Source organism: Pseudomonas sp. Irchel s3h9 (genome assembly GCF_900187475.1).
In the GTDB taxonomy this organism is placed as follows: domain Bacteria; phylum Pseudomonadota; class Gammaproteobacteria; order Pseudomonadales; family Pseudomonadaceae; genus Aquipseudomonas; species Aquipseudomonas neuropathica.
The window spans coordinates 473,253-496,313 of record NZ_FYDH01000001.1; the positions used below are offsets into that span (position 1 = coordinate 473,253).

Annotated in this window: 13 protein-coding genes and 2 tRNA genes; 9 read left to right on the forward strand and 6 right to left on the reverse strand. The window is 59.2% G+C overall.

The genetic code is table 11. The features are described 5' to 3' along the window. Positions 1–70 precede the first annotated feature (70 nt). The gene (locus CKW26_RS02035) at positions 71–2,005 is read left to right on the forward strand and encodes a methyl-accepting chemotaxis protein (RefSeq protein WP_095047412.1); all 1,935 of its coding nucleotides are present in this window, start codon (positions 71–73) and stop codon (positions 2,003–2,005) included. 109 nt (positions 2,006–2,114) lie between these two features. On the opposite strand, the gene CKW26_RS02040 is transcribed toward CKW26_RS02035, so the two are convergent. The 4 genes from CKW26_RS02040 to CKW26_RS02055 all read right to left on the reverse strand — a co-directional run bounded on the left by CKW26_RS02040 (position 2,115) and on the right by CKW26_RS02055 (position 5,236). Then, positions 2,115–3,680 (reverse strand): iron ABC transporter permease, encoded by a 1,566-nt coding sequence (locus tag CKW26_RS02040; RefSeq protein ID WP_095047301.1) that lies wholly within the window; start codon positions 3,678–3,680, stop codon positions 2,115–2,117. Further along, entirely contained in the window at positions 3,680–4,690 is a 1,011-nt protein-coding gene (locus CKW26_RS02045; RefSeq protein WP_095047302.1) for an extracellular solute-binding protein, read from the reverse strand. Before CKW26_RS02045 ends, CKW26_RS02040 begins: the two co-directional genes overlap by 1 nt. 192 nt (positions 4,691–4,882) lie before the next feature. Further along, positions 4,883–4,969, reverse strand: a tRNA-Leu gene (locus tag CKW26_RS02050). A 180-nt stretch (positions 4,970–5,149) separates the two neighbouring features. Further along, positions 5,150–5,236, reverse strand: a tRNA-Leu gene (locus CKW26_RS02055). A gap of 226 nt (positions 5,237–5,462) precedes the next feature. Between CKW26_RS02055 and rnr the strand changes: the two genes are divergently transcribed. From rnr to dnaB, 7 genes are all read left to right on the forward strand, one after another. Continuing rightward, positions 5,463–8,093, forward strand: coding sequence for a ribonuclease R (rnr, locus tag CKW26_RS02060; RefSeq protein ID WP_095047303.1), 2,631 nt, complete (start codon positions 5,463–5,465; stop codon positions 8,091–8,093). Further along, positions 8,090–8,857 carry a 23S rRNA (guanosine(2251)-2'-O)-methyltransferase RlmB gene (gene rlmB, locus CKW26_RS02065; RefSeq protein WP_095047304.1) on the forward strand — a complete coding sequence of 256 codons (768 nt, stop codon included), beginning with the start codon at positions 8,090–8,092 and terminating at the stop codon, positions 8,855–8,857. Before rnr ends, rlmB begins: the two co-directional genes overlap by 4 nt. A 306-nt stretch (positions 8,858–9,163) precedes the next feature. Then, complete coding sequence (gene rpsF / locus CKW26_RS02070; RefSeq protein ID WP_016771938.1) at positions 9,164–9,586, forward strand: 30S ribosomal protein S6; 423 nt, start codon at positions 9,164–9,166, stop codon at positions 9,584–9,586. A 29-nt stretch (positions 9,587–9,615) separates the two neighbouring features. Continuing rightward, positions 9,616–9,846, forward strand: coding sequence for a 30S ribosomal protein S18 (gene rpsR / locus CKW26_RS02075; protein ID WP_002551829.1), 231 nt, complete (start codon positions 9,616–9,618; stop codon positions 9,844–9,846). A 36-nt stretch (positions 9,847–9,882) separates the two neighbouring features. Beyond that, complete coding sequence (locus CKW26_RS02080; RefSeq protein ID WP_016983782.1) at positions 9,883–10,776, forward strand: hypothetical protein; 894 nt, start codon at positions 9,883–9,885, stop codon at positions 10,774–10,776. A gap of 19 nt (positions 10,777–10,795) precedes the next feature. Then, positions 10,796–11,242, forward strand: coding sequence for a 50S ribosomal protein L9 (rplI, locus tag CKW26_RS02085; protein WP_003186385.1), 447 nt, complete (start codon positions 10,796–10,798; stop codon positions 11,240–11,242). Between the two features lie 120 nt (positions 11,243–11,362). After that, on the forward strand, positions 11,363–12,760 hold the full coding sequence (gene dnaB, locus CKW26_RS02090) for a replicative DNA helicase (protein ID WP_007915846.1): 1,398 nt from the start codon (positions 11,363–11,365) through the stop codon (positions 12,758–12,760). Positions 12,761–12,802: 42 nt separating this feature from the next. On the opposite strand, the gene CKW26_RS02095 is transcribed toward dnaB, so the two are convergent. Together CKW26_RS02095 and CKW26_RS02100 are read right to left on the reverse strand one after the other, a co-directional pair. After that, positions 12,803–17,470 carry an NEL-type E3 ubiquitin ligase domain-containing protein gene (locus CKW26_RS02095; protein WP_256579859.1) on the reverse strand — a complete coding sequence of 1,556 codons (4,668 nt, stop codon included), beginning with the start codon at positions 17,468–17,470 and terminating at the stop codon, positions 12,803–12,805. Positions 17,471–17,569: 99 nt separating this feature from the next. After that, positions 17,570–20,176, reverse strand: a complete 2,607-nt coding sequence (locus CKW26_RS02100) for a hypothetical protein (protein WP_256579860.1) — start codon at positions 20,174–20,176, stop codon at positions 17,570–17,572. 209 nt (positions 20,177–20,385) lie between these two features. On the opposite strand from CKW26_RS02100, the gene CKW26_RS02105 reads away from it, so the two are divergent. Beyond that, positions 20,386–22,698, forward strand: coding sequence for a YgiQ family radical SAM protein (locus CKW26_RS02105; protein WP_095047306.1), 2,313 nt, complete (start codon positions 20,386–20,388; stop codon positions 22,696–22,698). Positions 22,699–23,061: the final 363 nt, after the last annotated feature.

Below are 23,061 nucleotides of genomic sequence, written 5' to 3' on the forward strand. Positions count from 1 at the left end.
TGACCTTTGCTGTGAATCTGTCTACAAGAGTGCCATCAAATTAATGGCGTCAGAAGTAGAGGTATTCACAGTGTCGGCCGTTCTCTCACTGTTACAAAGCCGTTTGTTGCGCCCCGTGTTCGTTACCCTTGGTATCGCCCTTTTGGTGCAGGTGTTGGTGGCCGTTGCCCTGACGCGGAGCACCGTCACGGCGCTGGAAGCTGACTTGGCGGTGCGCCTCGGCGCCGACAGCCAGAAGCTCTCCGGTGAACTGGAGCAGGCCGGGCGTGAAGTCACCTCGAGCCTCGATGCCTTGTCCGCCAGTACTCGTCAGCGGCTTACCGCCGGCCTGTCCTCGCGCCTGAAAGAAGAGCAGGCGCAACTGCGTGCGACGCTGGAAAAGGATCTGAAAGATTCGGCCAATGACATGGCGCAGTTACTGGCCTCCGTAGCCCCGCGTGCCATGTGGGACAGCGACGTACCGACCCTGTCCGAGTTCGCCCGCCGTGCCCAGCGCAATCCCAACGTTCTATTCGTGGTCTACGACGACGCCACCGGCCAGCACCTGACCCGCTATCTCAATCGCGAAAACCCGATCAACAAGGCCTTGCTGGAAAAGGGCCAGGGCGAGCGTGCATTGGATAAAGTGCTGGATGCGGCGAAAAACGATTCATCGGTTTACTACCTTGAAGCCTCGATCAATCCCAATGGTGTGGAAATCGGCAAGGTGTTGATGGGTGTTTCCACGGCGTCGGTGGAAACCGATCTGGCGGCACTGGACAAGCGCTTCTCAGCGTTGATCGCGAGCAGTGATCAACTGGTCGGCGACAGCCTCAAGGGCGCTGCAGCGGACAGTGCCAAAGCCATGCAGGCGCGCCTGCAATCGGCGCAGTCAACCGCCGTCGAGATGAAAGCCAACACCGCCAATACTGTTCAAGAGGCGGCAGCTACCCTGCGCTGGCGGATCGGCATGGGCCTGGCGTTGGTCGGTTTTGGCGTGCTTCTGTTATTGGCCGTCGTGCTCGGCCATCGCGTGGTCAATCGCCTGAAGATGCTCAACGCTGCGATGGATGACTTGGCTGCGGGCGAGGGCGACCTGACCAAGCGTGTACAGATCAACAGCAAAGACGAAATCGGCGACATGGCCTCGGCGGTCAACCGCTTTGTGGATAAGTTGCAGCCAATCGTGCGCGAAGCGGGCGATGTCGCGCAGCGTACTGGCGTCGAGATTGGCGCGATGACCCTGCGCAATGCCGGTGCCGATGCGGCTGCCGGCATGCAGCGTGATGAGGTAGCGGAAAGCCTGCGCGCACTGTCGCAAATGGCTGATGAGGCGCAGTCGGAAAGCCATGCGATGCAAGCGGCTTTGAAGCAGGTTGTGGATATTCGCCAGGCCACCGACGAAAACACCCGGACGTCCGCCAAGGTCGGCAGCCTGATCGAGGCGCTGGCGGGGCAGGTCGATACCGGAGCGAAAGTCATCGAGCGGCTGGCTCAGCAGAGTGAACAGATTGAGGTGGTGCTGACGGTGATTCACGGGATTGCCGAGCAGACCAATTTGCTGGCGCTCAACGCGGCGATTGAAGCGGCACGTGCTGGCGAGACCGGGCGTGGATTCGCCGTTGTTGCCGACGAGGTGCGTGCGTTGGCGAGCAAGACACAAAGCTCTACCGGCGATATTCAGGCGCACATCGTCGCGTTGCAGCAGGGCGCGCGTGAGGCGGTCGAGGCGATCGGCCAGGCCGGGCGTCAGGCCAGCGAAGGTTTACTGGTGCTGCGTGACAGTGCGCGCTTGCAGCAGTCGGTACAGGTCTCGGTCGAGCAGGTGCATGCGGCGATTGGCTTGGCAACGCAGGCGGCTGCGCATCAGGCGCAGGGAGCGCAGGCTGTACGTGGCCGCGTCGAGACAATTCATGCGCAAGCCGAGAAAGCGGCGCAGGCGGTGGTGGAGACCACCGCGAGTGGCAAGGTGCTGGATGGTTTGGCAGCGCAGCTCAAGGCTAGTCTGGGGCAGTTCAGAGCTTGAGGTTGTCTGGGCGGGCCTCTTCGCGAGCAGGCTCGCTCCCACATTAGATCGCGTTCCTCTGATGGAGCTCGGTCAACATGTGGGAGCGAGCCTGCTCGCGAAAGCGCTATCAGCGGCTCAGATACATCCGGGTCGTCAGTAAATAAACCGGCAGCCCCGACACCAAAATCAACAACGCCGCATAAGGCGCCGCCGCCGCAAACTCGACATTCGCAGTATGCGCCCAGACCTCGGTCGCCAAAGTGTTCAGTCCGGTCGGACTCAGCAGCAACGTCGCCGTCAATTCCTTCATCGCATCCAGAAACACCAGCGCAAACGCTGCGCCCAATGCCGGGAAGATAATCGGCAGCGTCACCCGACAAAACGCCGTGAACGACGAAGCGCCCAGTGTGCGCGCAGCCTCTTCCAGTTGCGGTGCCGCCTTGTTCAGTGCCGTGCGAATCGGCGCCTGCGCCAATGGCAGAAACAGCAGCGCATAAGCGATCAGCAGCAACCCCGAAGTCTGGTACAGCGCCGGCACGTAGTGCAGGGCGAAATACACCAGCGTCAGCGCAATCACCAGGCCCGGCAGCGCATGCAGCAGATACGGCAAGCGCTCGGCCCAGATTGCCAGTTGGCCTTTGTAACGCACCACCAACAAGCCGACCGGCACGGCCAGCACTAGACACAGCGCAGCTCCGCCAAGAGAAAGTGCCAGAGAAGAAAGCAGGGCTTCAGTGATCGCTGCCACCGGGAATGCTGCGGATGAACCGACCGCCAGCCAATACGCCAACATCCCCAACGGAATCCCGCTGCCGACAATTGCCAGCATCAGGCAATACAGCTGACCGACCGTGGCCCATGATCCTAGCCGAACCTGTTCAGCTTGGCGCGCGGCACCTTGTCCGGTGCGCACATGCCGGCCTTTGCCGCGTACGCGCAGCTCCAGCCACAACAACACCAGACACAGCGCCAGCAGCACGGCGGAAAGCATCGCCGCGTTGGCGTTACTGAACTCCAGTTCGAATTGCTGATAGATCGCCGTGGTGAAGGTTTGCAGGCCGATGATCGACAGTGCGCCGAACTCCACCAGCATGTGCAAGGCAATCAATAGCGAGCCGGCCAATAGCGAAGGCCAGAGCAGCGGCAGGGTCACGCGGAAAAATACGCCCCAGCGATTCTGCCCAAGGGTGCGTGCCGACTCTTCAAGGGAGGGGTCGAGATTGCGCAGATTTGCCGCCACCGGCAGGAAGATAAGCGGATACTTCGACAGGCTCATCACCAGAATCGCCCCGCCAAGCCCTTCGAACTGCGCGCTCAGCGAAACCCAGGTGAAGCTGCTGACAAACGCCGGCACCGCGAACGGCAGGCACAGGATCACGCCCCATAGGCGACGCCCTGGCAAATTGCTGCGTTCCAGCAGCCAGGCCAGCGACAGACCAATCACGCCGCAGGTGAGGGTTACGCCAACCATCAACGCCAACGTGTTGCGCAACAGGCCGAACACATACGGGCGCCACAACAAGTGCAACGCCTCGGCCCAGCCGGCCTGCCAGGCCTTGAGCCCGACATAGGCCAGCGGCAACAGGCTCAGCACCACCAGCAACAACACTGGCAGCACCAGCCAGATTGATGGCCGCTTGCGCTTTGGTACGTAACCCCCGCGCGCGGCGGGGGCGGATAACGATGCGGTCATCAGTTCAAGCCAACTTCACGTTCCAGTTCCAACGCTTCTTCGGCATTGCCCAGATCGGCAGGAGTGACGTTTGGCGCTTCCAGTTCGCTGAACGGCTTGAGCCCGCGATCCGATTCCATGCCTTTATGCAGCGGATACTCGGCGGTGGTCTGAGTGATCACGCGCTGACCTTCTTCGCTGGCCATATAGGCGAGGAATTGCTGGGCTTCTTTTGGATGTTTGCTGGATTTCAGCACGGCAGCGCTGGACACGGTGATCAAGCCGCCGACGTCGCCACCGGTGAAGTAATGCAGTTTCGAATCCAGTTTGCCTTTCTCGCGTTGCAGGGCGAACCAGTAGTAGTTGTTCACCAGCACGGTGGCGACTTCGCCGTTTTCCACGGCTTTGAGGGCGACCATGTTGTTGCTGTAGGTCTTGCCGAACGCGCGCAGGCCGGTCAGCCACTCCTCGGCGGCGTCACGACCGTGCATCTTGATGATGGCCACGGCTTGTTCCTGAAACGCGCCGCTGGTCGGTACGAAGCCGACTTTGCCTTGCCACTTCGGATCGGAGAATTCCATTACCGATTTCGGCAGGTCTTTTTCGTCGACCAGTTTCGGGTTGTAGGCAACCACGCGAACCCGCGCTGTCACGCCGATCCAGGTGCCGTTACCGGCGACATATTTTTCTGGTAGTACGGCCAGAGTGGCGTCATCGGTTTTGGCCAGCAAGCCCAGTTCGCCGAGATTGTTCAGTGGTGGTGACTCTTCGGTGTAGATCACGTCGGCAGGGGAGCGGTCGCCTTCTTCGATGATCTGGCTGGCGAGCTGATTGCTGCTGCCTTTGCGCACGTTGACGTGAATGCCGGTCTTGGCTTCGAAGGCTTTGGCGATCGCGTCGCCGACTTCCTTGTGCTGGCCGTTATAGAGAGTCAGGGAAACCGTATCGGCAGCCTGGGTGAGGGGAGTGGCGAGCGCCAGGCCGAGGAGGGTGAAGGTCAGGCCTCGGCGCAGGGTATTTCGAAACGTCATTCGCGGGGTTCCTCACTGTCGCATTGCAAAAACTTGCAACAATGATAAACGATATTGTTTCTCAAGTGCGCCTTGCGGTGGGACTGGCGTTTTGATAGGTGCGATGGTGATGGGGTTTCGGGAAGCCAGAAACGCAAAAACCCGCTTTCGCGGGTTTTTGTGAAATCCAAGGTCGTAACCTTGAATTTGAATTGGTGCCCAGAAGAAGACTCGAACTTCCACGACCGTAAGGTCACCAGCACCTGAAGCTGGCGTGTCTACCAATTTCACCATCTGGGCAATCATCGCTAGCGTTGCCGCTGTTGATGTGGCGCACTATACGGAGCGCGTTTTGATCTGTAAACCCCTGATTTAATTTTAATAAATCAGTTTTAAGAAAAGCCGGGCTTAGAATGCAAAAAACCCGCTTTCGCGGGTTTTGTGTGAGCCTTGAAACTGATCTAGTCTCAAACTCGAAATTGGTGCCCAGAAGAAGACTCGAACTTCCACGACCGTAAGGTCACCAGCACCTGAAGCTGGCGTGTCTACCAATTTCACCATCTGGGCAGTATCGTTAACGCTTGTGCGTCGTCGATGGCGCGCACTATACGGAGCGTCTTTTTAACTGTAAACCCCTGTCAGCAAAAAATATGATTTTTTTTACCGGCGGTGTTCAAAACGGCTTTCAAGCGACGATACAGACCCTCATAAGGGCCTTATATAGTCGGAAATTTCCCGTTTCATGGCGCCTATGCCAAACTAACCCGCATATAGACAAGGTGAAAACTCTCTAATGGCCGATTGGCAGTCCCTCGATCCCGAGGCCGCTCGTGAAGCGGAAAAATATGAAAACCCTATTCCTAGCCGCGAACTGATCCTGGCGCACCTCGCCGATCGGGGTTCGCCTGCTGCCCGCGAGCAACTGGTCGAAGAGTTTGGTCTGACCACAGAAGACCAGATCGAAGCCCTGCGCCGCCGCCTTCGCGCCATGGAGCGCGACGCCCAACTGATCTACACCCGCCGTGGCACTTACGCGCCGGTCGACAAGCTCGACCTGATCCTCGGCCGCATCAGCGGTCACCGTGACGGTTTTGGCTTCCTGGTGCCGGATGACGGCAGCGACGACCTGTTCATGAGCCCCGCGCAAATGCGTCTGGTGTTCGATGGCGACCGTGCGCTGGCGCGTGTGTCCGGTCTCGACCGTCGCGGTCGCCGTGAAGGCGTGATCGTTGAAGTGGTGTCCCGTGCTCACGAAACCATCGTCGGCCGCTACTTCGAAGAGGGCGGCATCGGCTTCGTCGTCGCGGACAACCCGAAGATCCAGCAGGAAGTGCTGGTCACCCCGGGCCGCAACGCCAACGCGCAGATCGGTCAGTTCGTCGAGGTGAAAATCACCCACTGGCCGACGCCGCGCTTCCAGCCGCAAGGCGACGTGGTTGAAGTGGTCGGCAACTATATGGCGCCGGGCATGGAAATCGATGTCGCCCTGCGCACCTACGACATTCCGCACGTCTGGCCCGAAGCCGTTCTGAAAGAAGCGGCCAAGCTCAAGCCGGAAGTCGAAGAAAAAGACAAAGAGAAACGCGTCGACCTGCGCCATTTGCCGTTCGTCACCATTGACGGCGAAGACGCCCGCGACTTCGACGATGCTGTTTATTGCGAAGCCAAGCCGGGCAAGCTGCGCCTGTTCTCCGGCGGCTGGAAGTTGTACGTGGCGATTGCTGACGTTTCCAGCTACGTGAAGATCGGCTCGGCGCTGGACAACGAAGCCCAGGTACGCGGCAACTCGGTGTACTTCCCTGAGCGCGTGGTGCCAATGCTGCCTGAGCAGCTGTCCAACGGCCTGTGCTCGCTGAATCCGCATGTTGATCGTCTGGCCATGGTTTGCGAGATGACCATCTCCAAGTCCGGCGAAATGACCGACTACTGCTTCTATGAAGCGGTGATCCATTCCCACGCGCGTCTGACCTACAACAAAGTCAGTGCGATGCTGGAAACACCGAAAATCACCGAAGCGCGTCAGCTTCGCGGTGAGTACAACGACGTTCTGCCGCACCTCAAACAGCTTTATGCGCTGTACAAGGTGCTGCTGGCTGCTCGTCACGTACGTGGCGCGATCGATTTCGAAACGCAGGAAACCCGAATCATCTTCGGTACCGAGCGCAAGATTGCCGAAATCCGTCCGACCACCCGTAACGACGCGCACAAGCTGATCGAGGAATGCATGCTGGCGGCCAACGTGGCCACCGCCGAATTCCTCAAGAAGCACGAAATTCCTGCGCTGTACCGCGTCCACGATGGTCCGCCACCGGAGCGTCTGGAAAAACTCCGTGCCTTCCTTGGCGAACTCGGCCTGTCCCTGCACAAAGGCAAGGACGGTCCGTCGCCGAAGGATTATCAGGCGTTGCTGGCAAGCATCAAGGATCGTCCGGATTTCCACCTGATCCAGACCGTGATGCTGCGCTCGCTGAGTCAGGCGGTGTACAGCGCTGATAATCAGGGCCACTTCGGCCTGAATTATGAAGCCTATACCCACTTCACTTCGCCGATCCGTCGTTACCCGGACCTGCTGACGCACCGCGCGATCCGCAGCGTGATCCATTCGAAACAGGACACTCCGCACGTTCGCCGTGCCGGGGCGATGACCATTCCGAAGGCGCGCATCTATCCGTACGACGAGGCGGCGCTGGAGCAGCTCGGCGAGCAGTGCTCGATGAGCGAGCGCCGTGCCGATGAAGCCACCCGCGATGTGGTGAACTGGCTCAAGTGCGAGTTCATGAAAGACCGCGTGGGCGAGTCGTTCCCGGGTGTGATCACAGCGGTCACCGGTTTTGGCCTGTTCGTTGAGCTGACCGATATCTACGTCGAAGGTCTGGTCCACGTCACGGCGCTGCCGGGCGATTACTACCACTTCGATCCTGTGCATCACCGCCTGGCGGGCGAGCGCACCGGTCGCAGCTTCCGTCTTGGCGATACCGTTGAAGTGCGCGTGATGCGCGTTGACCTCGACGAGCGCAAGATTGACTTCGAGATGGCTGAAAAAACCATCAGCGCGCCGATCGGTCGCAAAAAGCGTGGTGCTGAAACCGCTGCGCCTGCTGCCAAGGCTTCGGAAGAAAAGGCTCCGGCTAAATCCGCCAGCCGTCGTCCGGCCAAGGAAAAAGCGGCAGAAGCCTATCGCCCAAGCGACGCCGTGGCGAAAAACGCCGAGCTGCGCAAAAGCCGTGAAATGAAGAAGGCTCTGCTTTCCGACGCTAAAAACGGTGGTAAAGCGGCGTCCGGGGGAAAGACCGGACGGTCGGCGCCTGAAAAGGCCTCCGGCGGCAAGCCAGCGAAACCGAGCAAACACCGTAAGGGGCCGCCAAAAGCGGGCTCCGCTCCAGCCAAAAGTGGCGGGGCACGTAAACCGAAGGCGAAGTCATGAGTCAGTTGGAAAAAATCTACGGCGTTCACGCGGTAGAAGCGTTGCTGCGTCACCACCCGAAACGCGTCAAGCAGATCTGGCTGGCGGAAAGCCGCAACGATCCGCGCGTGCAGACCCTGGTTGAGCTGGCCAACGAAAACCGTGTTCAGGTCGGCCAGGCCGAGCGTCGCGAAATGGACGCCTGGGTTGAAGGCGTGCACCAGGGTGTGGTCGCGGAAGTAAGCCCGAGCCAGGTCTGGGGCGAAGCCATGCTCGACGAGCTGCTCGATCGCACTGAAGGCGCGCCGCTGTTACTGGTGCTCGACGGCGTGACCGATCCGCACAACCTTGGTGCTTGCCTGCGTTCGGCGGATGCGGCCGGTGCGCTCGCGGTGATCGTGCCGAAAGACAAGTCGGCGACCCTGACGCCGGTCGTGCGTAAAGTCGCTTGCGGCGCGGCGGAAGTGATTCCATTGGTTGCCGTGACCAACCTCGCTCGCACCCTGGAAAAACTTCAGCAGCGCGGTCTGTGGATTGTCGGTACTGCGGGGGAGGCTGAGGTCAGCATTTATGACCAGGACCTGACTGGCCCGACCATTCTGATCATGGGCGCTGAAGGCAAAGGCATGCGTCGCCTGACCCGCGAGCACTGCGACTATCTGGTGAAGCTGCCGATGGCCGGTAGCGTCAGCAGCCTCAACGTCTCGGTTGCGACGGGCGTGTGCCTGTTCGAAGCGCAGCGTCAGCGCGGTGCAAAAGCCAAGGCTACTGCCAAGAAATCCTGATCTGCTGCAAATCCCTTGTAGGAGTGAGCCTGCTCGCGATAGCGGTGCAACATTCAGCATCAAAGTTGAATGTTGCCCCATCATCGCGAGCAGGCTCACTCCTACATTGTTTTGTGGGAAGGCGAAGATCGGTGATTGTTCAAATAATCACCAATTGCCTTGCACCTCTTCTGTCCCTTCTCTACAATTGCGCCCCTTGCTGTGACGGCAGGCACGCATGTGCCCCGCGCCAGCAAGTCCATAAGTGTCATTCACTCCTTGTCTGACCGTTTTTGAGCGGCAGGCTACAACCCGTAAGGAGCATTCATGCGTCATTACGAAATCATCTTTTTGGTCCACCCGGATCAAAGCGAGCAAGTCGGCGGCATGGTTGAGCGTTACACCAAGCTGATCGAAGAAGACGGCGGCAAAATCCACCGTCTGGAAGATTGGGGCCGTCGTCAACTGGCCTACGCAATCAACAATGTTCACAAGGCTCACTACGTGATGCTGAACGTTGAGTGCACTGGCAAGGCCCTGGCCGAGCTGGAAGACAACTTCCGCTACAACGATGCAGTGATCCGTAACCTGGTCATCCGTCGCGACGAAGCCGTTACCGGCCAGTCCGAGATGCTCAAGGCTGAAGAAAACCGCAGTGAGCGCCGTGAGCGTCGCGACCGTCCTGAGCACGAAGGCGCCGAAGGCACCGATAGTGATGACAGCGACAACAGCGATAACGCTGACGAGTAATCCACGGACCTTATTAAGGAGCCTATCAAATGGCACGTTTCTTCCGTCGTCGTAAATTCTGCCGCTTCACCGCTGAAGACGTGAAAGAGATCGATTACAAAGATCTCAACACTCTGAAAGCCTACGTATCCGAGACCGGCAAAATCGTTCCAAGCCGCATCACCGGTACCAAAGCTCGTTATCAGCGTCAGCTGGCCACCGCTATCAAGCGCGCCCGCTTCCTGGCCCTGCTGGCCTACACCGACAGCCACGGCCGCTGAGACCGGGCAGTCGACAAGTAGCAAAGGATTGAATGCATGCGTGCCTTAGCTGAGTTCATCATGCGAGGCCGTATGCAGGCCACTCTCGTGGTGGCCGGATGTGCAACACTGCCGTTGTTGTATTGGTTGGGTGCTGCCGCGGGGAGCCTTGTGCTGCTGCGGCGCGGACTGACGGACGCCCTGGGTGTTCTGTCTCTGGGGCTGCTGCCGGCGTTGATCTGGTGGCTGTATGCCGATGACCCACGGGCACTTCTGGTGCTGCTGGGGTCTTCGGGGCTTGCGTTGGTTTTGCGCGCAAGTGAATCCTGGGTCCGCACGCTGCTGGTCAGCGTAGTGATTGGAGTGGTGTTTTCGGTGGTGCTCGGGGCAGCGTTTGCGGCCCAGATCGAGATGCTCGCGCAGGCCTTGATAAAGGTCATGCCGGCGCTTCTTGGTGAAACCTACAAGCAATTGTCGGTCGATGAGCAAGCGCGTTTCGCGTCCCTGATTGCACCGGTCCTGACCGGACTGATTGCGGCGCTGTTGCAGATCGTCAGCGTGCTGAGCCTGATTGTCGGGCGGCATTGGCAGGCGTTGTTGTACAACCCGGGTGGTTTTGGTCGCGAGTTTCGCGCCATCCGGATCCCGCTGGGGCCGGCGATGTTGCTGCTGGCGTTGATGCTTCTGGGCCCGAATCTCGGTGCACAGATGGCCATGTTGACGCCGTTGTGCAGTGTACCGCTGGTGTTCGCCGGACTCGCCCTGATTCACGGGCTGGTCGGGCAGAAGCGACTGGCCGGTTTCTGGCTGGTGGGGTTGTACGTCACGCTGCTGTTGTTCATGCAGCTGATCTATCCGTTGCTCGTGGTCCTGGCCATTGTCGACAGCCTGATTGATTTTCGCGGTCGTCACGTGTCGAAAGACACCGATAACGCGAACGGTGAAGGTTAAAAGTTAAGAGGATTTCCACATGCAACTGATCCTTCTGGAAAAAATCGCCAACCTGGGCAACCTGGGCGACAAAGTAAACGTTAAGGCCGGTTACGGCCGTAACTACCTGCTGCCTTTCGGCAAAGCTACCGCTGCAACTGCTGCCAACCTGGCTGCGTTTGAAGAGCGTCGTGCTGAGCTGGAAAAAGCTGCCGCAGACCGTAAAGCATCGGCTGAAAGCCGTGCTGCCCAACTGGCCGAGCTGGAAGTGACCATCACTGCCACCGCTGGCGACGAAGGCAAGCTGTTCGGTTCGATCGGTACTCACGACATCGCTGACGCACTGACCGCCTCCGGCGTTGAAGTTGCGAAAAGCGAAGTTCGTCTGCCGAACGGCACCATCCGCAACGTGGGTGAATTCGACGTGGCTGTGCACCTGCACGCCGAAGTTGAAGCCACCGTACGCGTTGTCGTGGTAGCAGCTTAAGTAACACCTGATCGGCTGGCGGCTTGTCCGTCAGACGGTTAACATCGGGCACGATCCTGTTTACAGGTCGTGCCCTTTGTCTTTCTGAACTCCCTGTTTTTCCAAATTACACAAGTGGCCATGAACGATATCTCCGCTCCCGAGCAATACGATCTGCAAACCGCTGCCCTGAAGGTGCCGCCGCATTCCATCGAGGCCGAACAGGCTGTACTCGGTGGTCTGATGCTGGACAACAACGCCTGGGAACGCGTGCTCGATCAAGTCTCCGACGGCGATTTCTATCGACATGACCACCGTCTGATTTTCCGTGCGATCGCCAAGCTGGCCGATCAGAACATGCCGATCGACGTGGTGACCCTGTCTGAACAACTGGACAAGGAAGGCCAGACCTCGCAGGTCGGTGGCCTCGGTTACCTCGGTGAACTGGCGAAAAACACGCCGTCCGTCGCCAACATCAAGGCCTATGCGCAGATCGTTCGTGAGCGAGCGACGTTGCGCCAGTTGATCGGCATCAGCACCGAAATCGCCGACAGCGCCTTCAACCCCGAAGGCCGCACCGCCGCCGAGATTCTCGACGAAGCCGAACGCCAGATCTTCCAGATTGCCGAGGCCCGGCCAAAAACCGGCGGCCCGGTAGGTGTGAATGACTTGCTTACCAAGGCCATTGATCGCATCGACACCCTGTTCAACACCGACAACGCTATCACAGGCCTGTCCACCGGCTACACCGACCTCGACGAGAAGACCAGTGGCCTGCAACCGTCCGACTTGATCATCGTCGCCGGCCGTCCGTCGATGGGTAAAACCACCTTCGCGATGAACCTGGTGGAAAACGCCGTGTTGCGCAGCGAGAAGGCGGTTCTGGTGTACTCCCTCGAGATGCCAGGCGAATCGCTGATCATGCGTATGCTTTCGTCCCTTGGTCGCATCGACCAGACCAAGGTGCGTTCCGGCCAACTGGAAGACGATGACTGGCCGCGCCTGACTTCGGCGGTCAACCTGCTCAACGACCGCAAGCTGTTCATCGATGACACTGCCGGCATCAGTCCGTCGGAAATGCGTGCGCGGACCCGACGTCTGGTGCGTGAACACGGTGATGTCGGCCTGATCATGATCGACTACCTGCAACTGATGCAGATCCCCGGTTCCAGCGGTGACAACCGCACCAACGAAATTTCCGAAATCTCGCGATCCCTGAAAGCGCTGGCCAAGGAATTCAACTGCCCGGTGGTGGCGCTGTCGCAGCTCAACCGCTCCCTCGAACAGCGTCCCAACAAGCGCCCGGTGAACTCCGACTTGCGCGAATCCGGAGCGATCGAGCAGGACGCCGACGTGATCATGTTCGTGTACCGCGACGAGGTCTATCACCCGGAAACCGAACACAAAGGCATCGCCGAAATCATCATCGGCAAGCAGCGTAACGGCCCGATCGGTTTTATCCGCCTGGCCTTTATCGGCAAATACACGCGCTTCGAAAACCTCGCGCCGGGCAGTTACAACTTCGACGACGACGAGTGACAGCAGGCCGAAGTTCATCGGCCTGCTGCGACGCTGTATCGATTACAACGTCGCGCCAGTCGCGACCGGGGTTTCCTGCGCGGGCGTGACGTTGGCAGAAGCCGCCTCGATTGTTGTTCGAGGCTGCAATTCCTGCCGCGTCAGCGTTTGGATCAATGTCGCTTCGACGATCGCCAACTGCGCCGTCACATCATCGGTTTGCGATTTGTATTGAGCTTCGCTCAGCAGTCTTTGTGATGACTGGCTGTCGAGAATTTCCTGCCGATCCTGAAACGGCTGGCGACTCGCATCGAATTGCGCCTGGTATTTGTGAATGATGAAGTCCTGCCAGAAATTCATCGACACCAACGCCTGAAACTCTTCAGGCGAGCCATTCAGCGTCGAAATTTTGCGATACGCCGCATCCAGCATTGCCGGGGTAACGCCGGCCATGCCGATAAACGTGAGTGCCTGTGGCTGAAACGGCAATTGCAGCCGATCCCTGAGACCAAAGCGGTAGGCCATGGTCATTTCATGGGGATCGCGTATGCGCAGGTTGTGGCTGTTTCGCAGCTCCCGGGAGGTTGCCGGATCGTCAATGATCGCCCTGCTTGAAGCGATCTCTGCCGCTGCGATGTCGTCGACCTGTTTGAGCCGGAACAATCCTTTGGACAGCGCCACCAAGGGGGCGCCATTCATATCGAGCCTGGCCTGTATGCGCGCCTTGTGAGTCATGGCCAGGACCTGCAGATCGGTGAAGGTGGCTGCGGCAAGGTCAGTGCAGCCGGCTTCGCACGCGCGATCGAACAGTTCTCGACGCAAGGTTCGCGACTGTGGATTGTCCTGGCTGATGACATCGATCACGTCCCAGACCTGGCGCCGGAAGTCGGCATGGTGCGCACGGCTCGCGAGGATGTTGAAGAAGCCGTCTGAGCCTTGCTGCTCGCGCAACGTGCGCCATTGAGTGTTTCTGGCGATCGCTTGATCAGCGGGTAGTCCACTGGTCCAGATCGGAGCGGGGTCTGCGGCTGCCCTTGCAATGGGGCGTTGTGCCAAGGGGAATGACGTTGTGAACAGGTTGAATCTGTTGTGAAGCCCGGTTTGGGCTTCGTCCAGTTGTCTGCGATAAACGCCCATTTGTATCCGCGTCTCATCGGTAATCGGATTATTCGTCAGTAACGTGCCACTGTTCACCTGGACCGAATGCGCTAAGCGCTCCGGGGGCGGAGCAGTGACAAAGTCAGGAATCGTGGTGATCTGATTGTTGCTCAGATCGATCCGGGTCAGCAGGGGTTGATCAAACAGCCCGGTTGGCCACTGCGTGATGCCGGTGTTCGCCAGGGTGACCTCGCGCATATCGGTGATCAGGCTGAAATCTGGCATCACACCGAGTTGGGGATTGTTGTCGATCCAGAGTGCTCTGAGCGTTGTGCGTCCGGCCAGTATCCGCGCCGTTTCTGCATTGAGTTCAAGTTGGTTGTGCTGCAGGAACAGGCGCGTCATCCCGTGCATTTCTCCTACTGCCGGGGGCAAGTCCCTGAGGCGATTGTTCGACATGTCCAGCCAGCGCACATGACGAAAACGGGTGAGGAAGCCTTCCGGTGACTCCGTCAGGTTCATGCCGCTCAATCTGAGTGAACCCACATGGCTGAAGTCGATGCTCAGATCCGGCAGGGTCGGCAAGGTCAGGCCGCTCAAGTCCAGTTCCAGACCGATCGGTGTGCCGTCGAAAGCATGTTTTTGCGCCGTCTCGCGGCGCCAGCAACTGATGATCCGATCCCGCGCTGCAGTGCGGTCATTACGGGTGGTGGCGTTGATTTGCAGCTGATTGGCACGCACGTAACGCAGGCGGTTGCCGCCCCCGGAAAAGACCCAGTCGTCGAGCTGGGTTTTCAGAAGATCGAATTCTTGTTCCAGCGCGAGCAAGCGTGGTGCCACGGTGCCTTTGTCATGATTCCAGATGAACTCCCTGCACTCCTTGATGGTTTTGCTCGGGAACAGGTTTCGATAACGCTGCGCCCTGGAGTCTTCGCTATCGAATACGGCGGGATGGGCCGGCTCCATCAGCTCGGGGTGAGACTCTTTAAGGCGTCGCCAGTAGCCGTCGAATTTTCGCCAGTACACGGAGGGGAAGTCGTTGCCTTCAAGGCGCGTGACATTGTTGATCCGCGCGACGACAGCCAGCGTCTCGGGTGTCGGGTTGAAATTGGCCTGGGGAACCTCGCTCAAGCGATTGTCGCGCAGGTCCAGGTGGTTCAAAGCGGTTTTGTCGAGCAGCCCGGCAGGCCACTGACTGAGGCCCGTGTTTTTCAGGTTCAATGCCTGCAACCCGGACATGGCGCTAAAGTCGGGCACTGCCCGCAGTTGATTGTTGGACAGATCGATCTGTTTCAACTGGTGCAATGCACCGAGTGCCAAAGCGCTTTGCTCATCCAGTTTTATCTGGTTTGAACTCAGATCCAGATAGTTGAGTTTGTCCATCTCGGTGATTTTTTGCGGCAGTTTATCGATGCCGGAGTTAACGATGGTCAGGCTTTCCAGATTGGGGCAATTGGACAGAAGCGTATTGGCGGTGTCCGACCAGATTACCGAGTCGAGACTGAGGGATTTGATGTGACTGAAGTCCACGGTCAGCAGGGGTAATGGACCGTACAGCGCTGGCAGTTTCAGTTCGCCGTCCGAATCGCCCAGCCAGCAGCCTCTGATGATTCTTGCCAGGCGGGTGGCGTTGACTCTTTCCGGGCCCATGGCTTGGGCCGGGCCGGGTTGGCTGTCGGCGATGTAGGCCTGCAGTTGCGTTTCCAGTAGCTCGAAACCGGCAATGCGTCGCGCGATCTGCTCTTCGGCGCCATCACCCAGGGCGAGCAAATATTCCCTGGCGGCTTGCGGATTCTTGTCTGGATACATACGCCGCACCATCGCCACTTCGGGAATATCGCCATCCAGTCTGAACGCGTCTGCGCGGGAGCCCGTGCGCATCGCCGGATAGTCGGTCACTACGCGGCGCCAATAAACCTCAAGCGTTCGCCAGTAACCGGCCGGGAAGGGGTTGCCTTCAATCAGGGTGACCGAGTTGATACGGGCGATCGCCAGTAGTTCATTGTTTGACGGGTCAAGGATCGGCTGTGGAATTTCGCGCAGTTGGTTATGGCGCAAGTCGACCACGTCCAGTGCCACCTGATCGCGTAAACCGCTGGGCCAGTGATCCAGTCCGGTGTTGCTCAGGTTCAATGACCGAAGTTGCGACATGCCGCGAAAGTCCGGGACTCTGCCAAGCGGGTTGCTCGACAGGTCGAGGTGTTCAAGCTGCTTGAGTGCACCCAGTTTTACTGCTGCCTGCTCATTGAGCTGGATTCGGTTCGAGCTCAGCTCCAGAGCCTTGAGAACGGTCATCGGCGCGATATCGGACGGCAACTTATCCAGGGTGGAGTGAGTCACCGACAGTTTCTCAAGGTTGGGAAAACTGCCAAGGAAGGTATCGGCGGTGTCCGACCAGGCGACCGCTTTCAGCTCCAGAGTTCTTACATGGCTGAAATCAGCCGTCAGCGGCGCAAGGATTGCCTCTCCCAAATCAAGTTTCAGCGTCGTTCCCGTCTGCCGCTTCCAGCAACGTTTTATTTCTTCGACAGCACGCTCCACCGCGGGATGTGCAGCTTCGTTGGGGGCCTGCGAGGATGTCTTCCTGATCCAGGACGCGAGATCCGCCTTGAGCGCCCTGTAACTGGCCTCGCGTTGGGACAGATAGCCGCGGACGTCATCTCCGTGCGAATGCAGAAGCCGGGTGATCTCATCGCTGTCGAGGGCCGGGAAGAGCTTTCGAGCGCGGGACTCTGGCGTGCGCAAATGATTGATCGCGCTGGCAAACCGTTGCAGCAGGCCAGGATGCGCGGGGCTGCCTGGCTCGCTGCGGAACATGCCGCCGGCACCCCCGACCGCCGTTCCCAGCCAGCCTTCGCGAGCATCGTAAATGATCGGCTCCGAGCGCCCGGGGCGTGTAGCGATGTAGGTATTGGTGCTGTCGCTGGCCACCGGATCTTGCGCACGGACGATACGCATCACCGCTGTCGACGGGGTCGAGGCATCGGTGTCGTGCAGAACCTGATAACTGTGGTTGTCGATCACCGCATAGAGTTTACCGTTGAGCCGGTGAAGGCCATCGCTGCCCCTTTGAATGCCGCTGAAATCCAGTGGCGTGCGGAAAGCTTCCAGGCGGCTGCTCGACAATGGCACACCGATCGGCTCGAAGTGTTCCAGCTCATGCCAGAGTCCCGCGCTGGAGTCACGCAGCAACACGGGCCCCGAGGGACTGGATTCGCTGGGCAGCCTGGCCCGATACAGTCCTGTTTGCGCATCTTTTCCGAGCAGCACGATGCCGCCGGGTACATCGGCATATTGGCGGCCCTTGTGCGTTCTCAAGCCGTCAGCGTTGCGATCCGACAAACCGCTCGCCGTAGGCACCCAGTAGTGTTCCAGGGACTGGCTAGCCGCACGCGGATTTTCAATCGGCAACGCGGGTCGATGAATGGTGATGCTCGGAGCCGGCTCGATCGCGTCGATATCGGCTGGCGTTGGTAAGCGGCCCGGTCGTGGTGTTTGCCCTCCGGGTATCGAGACCTCTAAATCTGTGCGCGGTGGCAGGTCGAGGCGCGTGGTGTCCACGTCTGGCACAGCGTTTTGGCGAACCGGGGGATTGCCGGAATTGTTGCCTCTGGGGGGCGATTTAACGGGCATGTCTTTCTATCCTTGCAGGTTTGCGCATCAGTTCGCCTGAACGGGAGCTGATGGCAGGGGCGGCGTCATTGCCTGATTGATCGTGTGGCCCTGAGTCCTTTACTCAGGCCTGGAAGGCACGCCAACCAGGCTGGCCAGTGCAAATATTTTGCTCGCGGTCTTGCCATCGAAGGTCTGGCGCCAGATGGCCACGTGCGGCAAGCCAGCCTGTTCATCGCGGCGCTGAGACTCGATGCCGCGTCGGCTCTGTTCGAGGGTTTTGAGGTGACCGCCTCTTGTGGTGAAATTCAGCGGCGCGGCGTCGTGTTGGTCGTAGTGGAAATGTGCCTCCCACAAGGGGGCGTCGTCGGCGCGATCAGTGATCGAATAAACGTCGAGAAACGACTTGCCCTTGCCTTTGCCCGATGGCTTGCGATCAACGGTTTTGCTCACGCTGACTTCGTCGGCATCCATCAGATAGTTCAAACGCATGATGTCGAGCACGTCCCTGTTCTTGTACATGCGCACCAGAACACTTTGGCCATGCGCGTCCAGTGACTCGGCAGCGCTTCGCAAGCGCGTAGCCAGGTCGAGGATTTCGGTGTCCGCGTCTTCATGGCTTTCCAGGCGCCTTGCCTGCTCGTTCAGTCGCTCAGTCTCTTTACTCAGGTCTTCGACAATATCGGTCGGATTGGTTTTTCTCGCCTCGTCCACCCTGGCCTTGGCAACGTGTTGTTCGACGTCGGCCAGTAACCGGTTGGCCTCGACGACCAGCTGTGGTCTGGGTGTACTGGTGATGGGCGGGCGCACTGGCAGCCATTCACCTTGTCTTTTTTCGTAGCGAGCGGATGGAGAGCCGGGGCGCAACGGGTCCGGAACCCTGACGATGACATTGCCGTCCTGAGCCGTTTCCGTTTCACCGACCAGAACCCGGTAAGTACCGTGTTGGCGGACCCGGAAAACTTTCCTGGGCGTTAACGGGCGGGAGCTTTCGGAAGGGTCGGGGAGCGTTGGAAGGAAGTCAAAATCGATATCGTGGTCGATGTTGGGCAGTTCGCGGTCGCGCCCGATCGACTCCAGAATGTCGCTGAGCCTGTTATCGATTCGCCTCTCGAGTGGGTCGATCAAACTGAGGATTTCCTTGAGGTACCCGGCCCGAGAGGCATCGCTGTCAGCGTGGGTGGCCAGTTGCATTTCAAATCGTGATTTGTCCGCCCTGATCTGATCCAGGCTCAAAAGCAGTGTCATGGGGTGCTCGTGTTGCGGAATGTTTTTCAGGTCTCCGGTGACCAGATCGACGCAGGAAAGCGACGGCATGGTGGTATTGGGCGAATGGTCGGGCGTGCCCGCATACAGGTGCACGTAGAGGGTCAGCTTGTTGAAGTTGATGCGCTCGGGCGACGGCACTTGCTGCCTGATTTCTTCGAGTATCGGTGCCGCTCCCGGGTCGGCTTTTCTGATTTCTGCCAACACCACTTCACGTTCTTCGATAAACCTCAGCTTCTTGTTCAGGTGAGGGATGATCCGCTTGCAACTGTCGGCATCCAGACTGGAGACGGTAGGCTTGACCCGCAGGTCCATGGCCGCCATGAGGCGGTTCAGAAATTCGGCGCGTTCTATGCGGAAAGTCTGCAGTTCCTGCTTGAATAGCCCGCTGGCTTTCGCAAGGGTCAGCCATTTTCTGTTGAGCACCAGCGACTCTACGAAATCCGCCTGTTTTTGCACATGCTTGAGCAAATGCACTTCCAGGCTCAGCAGTTTTGCGTTTTGCTCTGCACTGCCCTGCGGCAGTTTCTGGGTTTCTGCCCAGAGCGTGTTGTGGCGCTCCGACGAATTCGTCAATTCCGTGTGGGCCTTTTGAAAAGGCTCATGCATCTGCAACAACGTGTCTTTACTCAGGCGGGCAATCTCCGCGTCCTGAATACCTCCCTTCAGCTCTGGCAAATGATAAACCCAGCGATTGCCCTCATCGCGCCGCACAGTCCGCGTTTCGCCGCTGCGGCTGGCGCGGTAGATATTTGCGATATCGGTTGCCACGGGGTCTTTCGGGTTGACGATACGCCACGCTTTTTGTGTCGCCGTGGAGGCACTCACATCGTGCATGACCTGATAAACGTGGTTGTGCAGGGACAGGTACAGTCGGCCCTCGTGGCGCAATAACCCGTCGCTGTCGGCCTTGGCGCGTGTGATTTCGAGATCCGTGCGCAACGTCTGCAGGTGAGGGTCAATCAAGGTCACGGCGTCACCGTCCTTGAGCGAATGCCACAGACCGCTGTCGGTGTCGCGCAGCAGTAGCGGACCCGTGGCAACCCGCTCGGCTGCGAGTTGGGCGCGGTAGAGGCCGGTCTGCGGATCGATGCCGACCATCACGATGCTGCCGTGCGCGACATCGACGTATTCGCGGCCCTTGTACATCCTCAAGCCCTCGGTATTGGCCTGGGGCAAACGGTCAGGTGCGGGGATACGGTAACTCTCCAGCGATTTTGCTCCCGTTGCGCCCGTTTTCACCGAGGCGGTTGCTGTGTGCGTGATGACGACGGGAGACGGTCTTGTTACCTCAGGGCTGGCAGTGCCGTGAGTGCCGCCCGGACGCGTCGCAGAGGAGACAGGCAGGGACGGTTCAGGCCCCGTCCGTGGCGCTCGCCCGGTATTGCCTTGCTGCGGCGCATCCGGGCTGGTTGGGGTCTTGACTTTGATGCTGCCCTTGGCGGGCTGTTTGGGTGACATTGCTTCATCCTTGAAGGGTTGCCACATCAGTCGGCGCAGGCACCGGACTGATGAATGTTAAGTTTGAACGATGATTTTTTTGCCTGTTACGGGGTATCGGGCAGGCTCGACGCGGGTTGTAAGAGAAACCGACCATTGCCGTCGGAATTGGTCATTTTTTGTGCTATATTCCGCGCCCGCGAATTTTCACTTCAACACCGGTCGTCGACATGCAAGCAGCCAAGCCGTTATTTGACTATCCAAAATATTGGGCCGAATGTTTCGGGCCAGCGCCATTCCTGCCGATGAGCAGGGAGGAGATGGATCAGCTTGGCTGGGATTCGTGCGACATCATCATTGTTACCGGTGATGCCTACGTCGATCACCCGTCGTTTGGCATGGCGATCATTGGCCGGCTGCTGGAGTCCCAGGGCTTCCGTGTCGGGATCATTGCCCAGCCGAACTGGCAGTCCAAAGACGATTTCATGAAGCTCGGCGAGCCGAACCTGTTCTTCGGGGTTGCGGCGGGCAACATGGACTCGATGATCAATCGCTACACCGCGGACAAGAAAATCCGTTCCGACGACGCCTATACGCCCGGCGGCATGGCCGGCAAGCGTCCGGACCGCGCGAGCCTGGTCTACAGCCAGCGCTGCAAAGAAGCCTACAAGCACGTGCCGATCGTGCTCGGCGGCATCGAAGCGTCCCTGCGCCGCATTGCCCACTACGACTACTGGCAGGATCGCGTGCGTAACTCGATCCTGATCGACGCCAGCGCCGACATTCTGCTGTACGGCAACGCCGAGCGCGCGATCGTCGAAGTCGCCCAGCGCCTGTCCTACGGGCACAAGATCGAAGACATCACCGATGTGCGCGGCACCGCGTTCATCCGTCGCGATACGCCGAAAGACTGGTACGAAGTCGACTCGACGCGTATCGACCGTCCGGGCAAGGTCGACAAGATCATCAACCCGTACGTGAACACTCAGGACACCCAGGCCTGCGCCATCGAGCAGGAAAAAGGTCCGGTCGACGATCCGCAGGAAGCCAAGGTCGTACAGATCCTGGCCAGCCCGCGCATGACCCGTGACAAGACCGTGATTCGCCTGCCATCGGTAGAAAAGGTGCGCGGCGACGCCGTTCTGTATGCCCACGCCAACCGCGTGCTGCACCTCGAAACCAACCCGGGCAACGCCCGTGCGCTGGTGCAGAAGCACGGTGAAGTCGACGTCTGGTTCAACCCGCCGCCGATTCCGATGACTACTGAAGAAATGGACTACGTGTTCGGCATGCCTTACGCCCGTGTCCCGCACCCGGCGTACGGCAAGGAGAAGATCCCGGCCTACGACATGATCCGTTTCTCGGTGAACATCATGCGTGGCTGCTTCGGTGGCTGCACCTTCTGCTCGATCACCGAACACGAAGGCCGGATCATCCAGAACCGTTCCGAAGAGTCGATCATTCGCGAAATCGAAGAGATCCGCGACAAGGTGCCAGGTTTCACCGGCGTCATTTCCGACCTCGGCGGCCCGACCGCGAACATGTACCGCATCGCCTGCAAGACACCGGAAATCGAATCCGCGTGCCGCAAGCCGTCCTGCGTGTTCCCGGGCATCTGCCCGAACTTGAACACCGACCACTCGTCGTTGATTCAGCTGTACCGCAGTGCTCGTGCTTTGCCGGGTGTGAAGAAAATCCTGATCGCCTCCGGCCTGCGTTACGACCTCGCGGTCGAATCGCCGGAGTACGTCAAAGAGCTGGTGACCCACCACGTCGGTGGCTACCTGAAGATCGCCCCGGAACACACCGAGGAAGGTCCGCTCAATCAGATGATGAAACCGGGCATCGGCAGCTATGACAAGTTCAAGCGCATGTTCGAGAAGTACACCAAGGAAGCGGGCAAAGAGCAGTACCTGATTCCGTACTTCATCGCCGCCCACCCAGGCACCACCGACGAAGACATGATGAACCTGGCCCTGTGGCTCAAGGGGAACGGCTTCCGCGCCGACCAGGTGCAGGCGTTCTACCCGTCGCCGATGGCCACCGCCACCGCGATGTACCACTCGGGCAAGAACCCGCTGCGCAAGGTCACCTACAAGAGCGACGGCGTGACCATCGTCAAGAGCGAAGAGCAGCGTCGTCTGCACAAGGCGTTCTTGCGTTATCACGACCCGAAAGGCTGGCCGATGCTGCGTGAAGCGCTGATCCGCATGGGCCGCGCTGATCTGATCGGTTCGGGCAAGGATCAGTTGATCCCGACCCATCAACCGGCGACCGACAGCTACCAGAGCGCCCGTCGTAAGAACTCGACGCCAGCCGGCAGCCATAAAGTGGCGAAGGACGCTAAAGAGAAGACCACCAAGATTCTCACCCAGCACACTGGCTTGCCGCCACGTGCCAGTGATGGTGGTAACCCTTGGGACAAGCGGGAGCAGGCCAAGGCGGCGGCGTTTGCCCGTAACCAGCAGGCTGCGAAAGAGCGTAAAGACGCCGCGAAAGGCAAAGGGCCGAAGCCGACCCGTAAGCCGGTCGTACCGCGCTAAAGAAAACGCCAACCTTCGGGTTGGCGTTTTGCGTTTCTGCCGTTGGATTTATGCAGGTCGCAAGATCCATCCCCCTCACCCCAACCCTCTCCCCCAAGGGGGCGAGGGGGAAGGGAGCAGATCTCCATGCTTTTCAAAACTTGAGTTCGACTCAGGACTTTCAGGTCGGCGTATCTCCAACAGCCACCCCTCCCTACCCCCCCCGGGAGAGGGGTAGGGAGGGGAGCAGATCGCTGTGCTTTTCAAAATCGAAGTTCGACTCGAAGTTTCAGGTCGGTGTAGCTCGCTTAGTCAACTCGGTCAGTCCCCTCTCCCTCTGGGAGAGGGTTAGGGTGAGGGGCTCTTCGCAACATTTACGTGCAA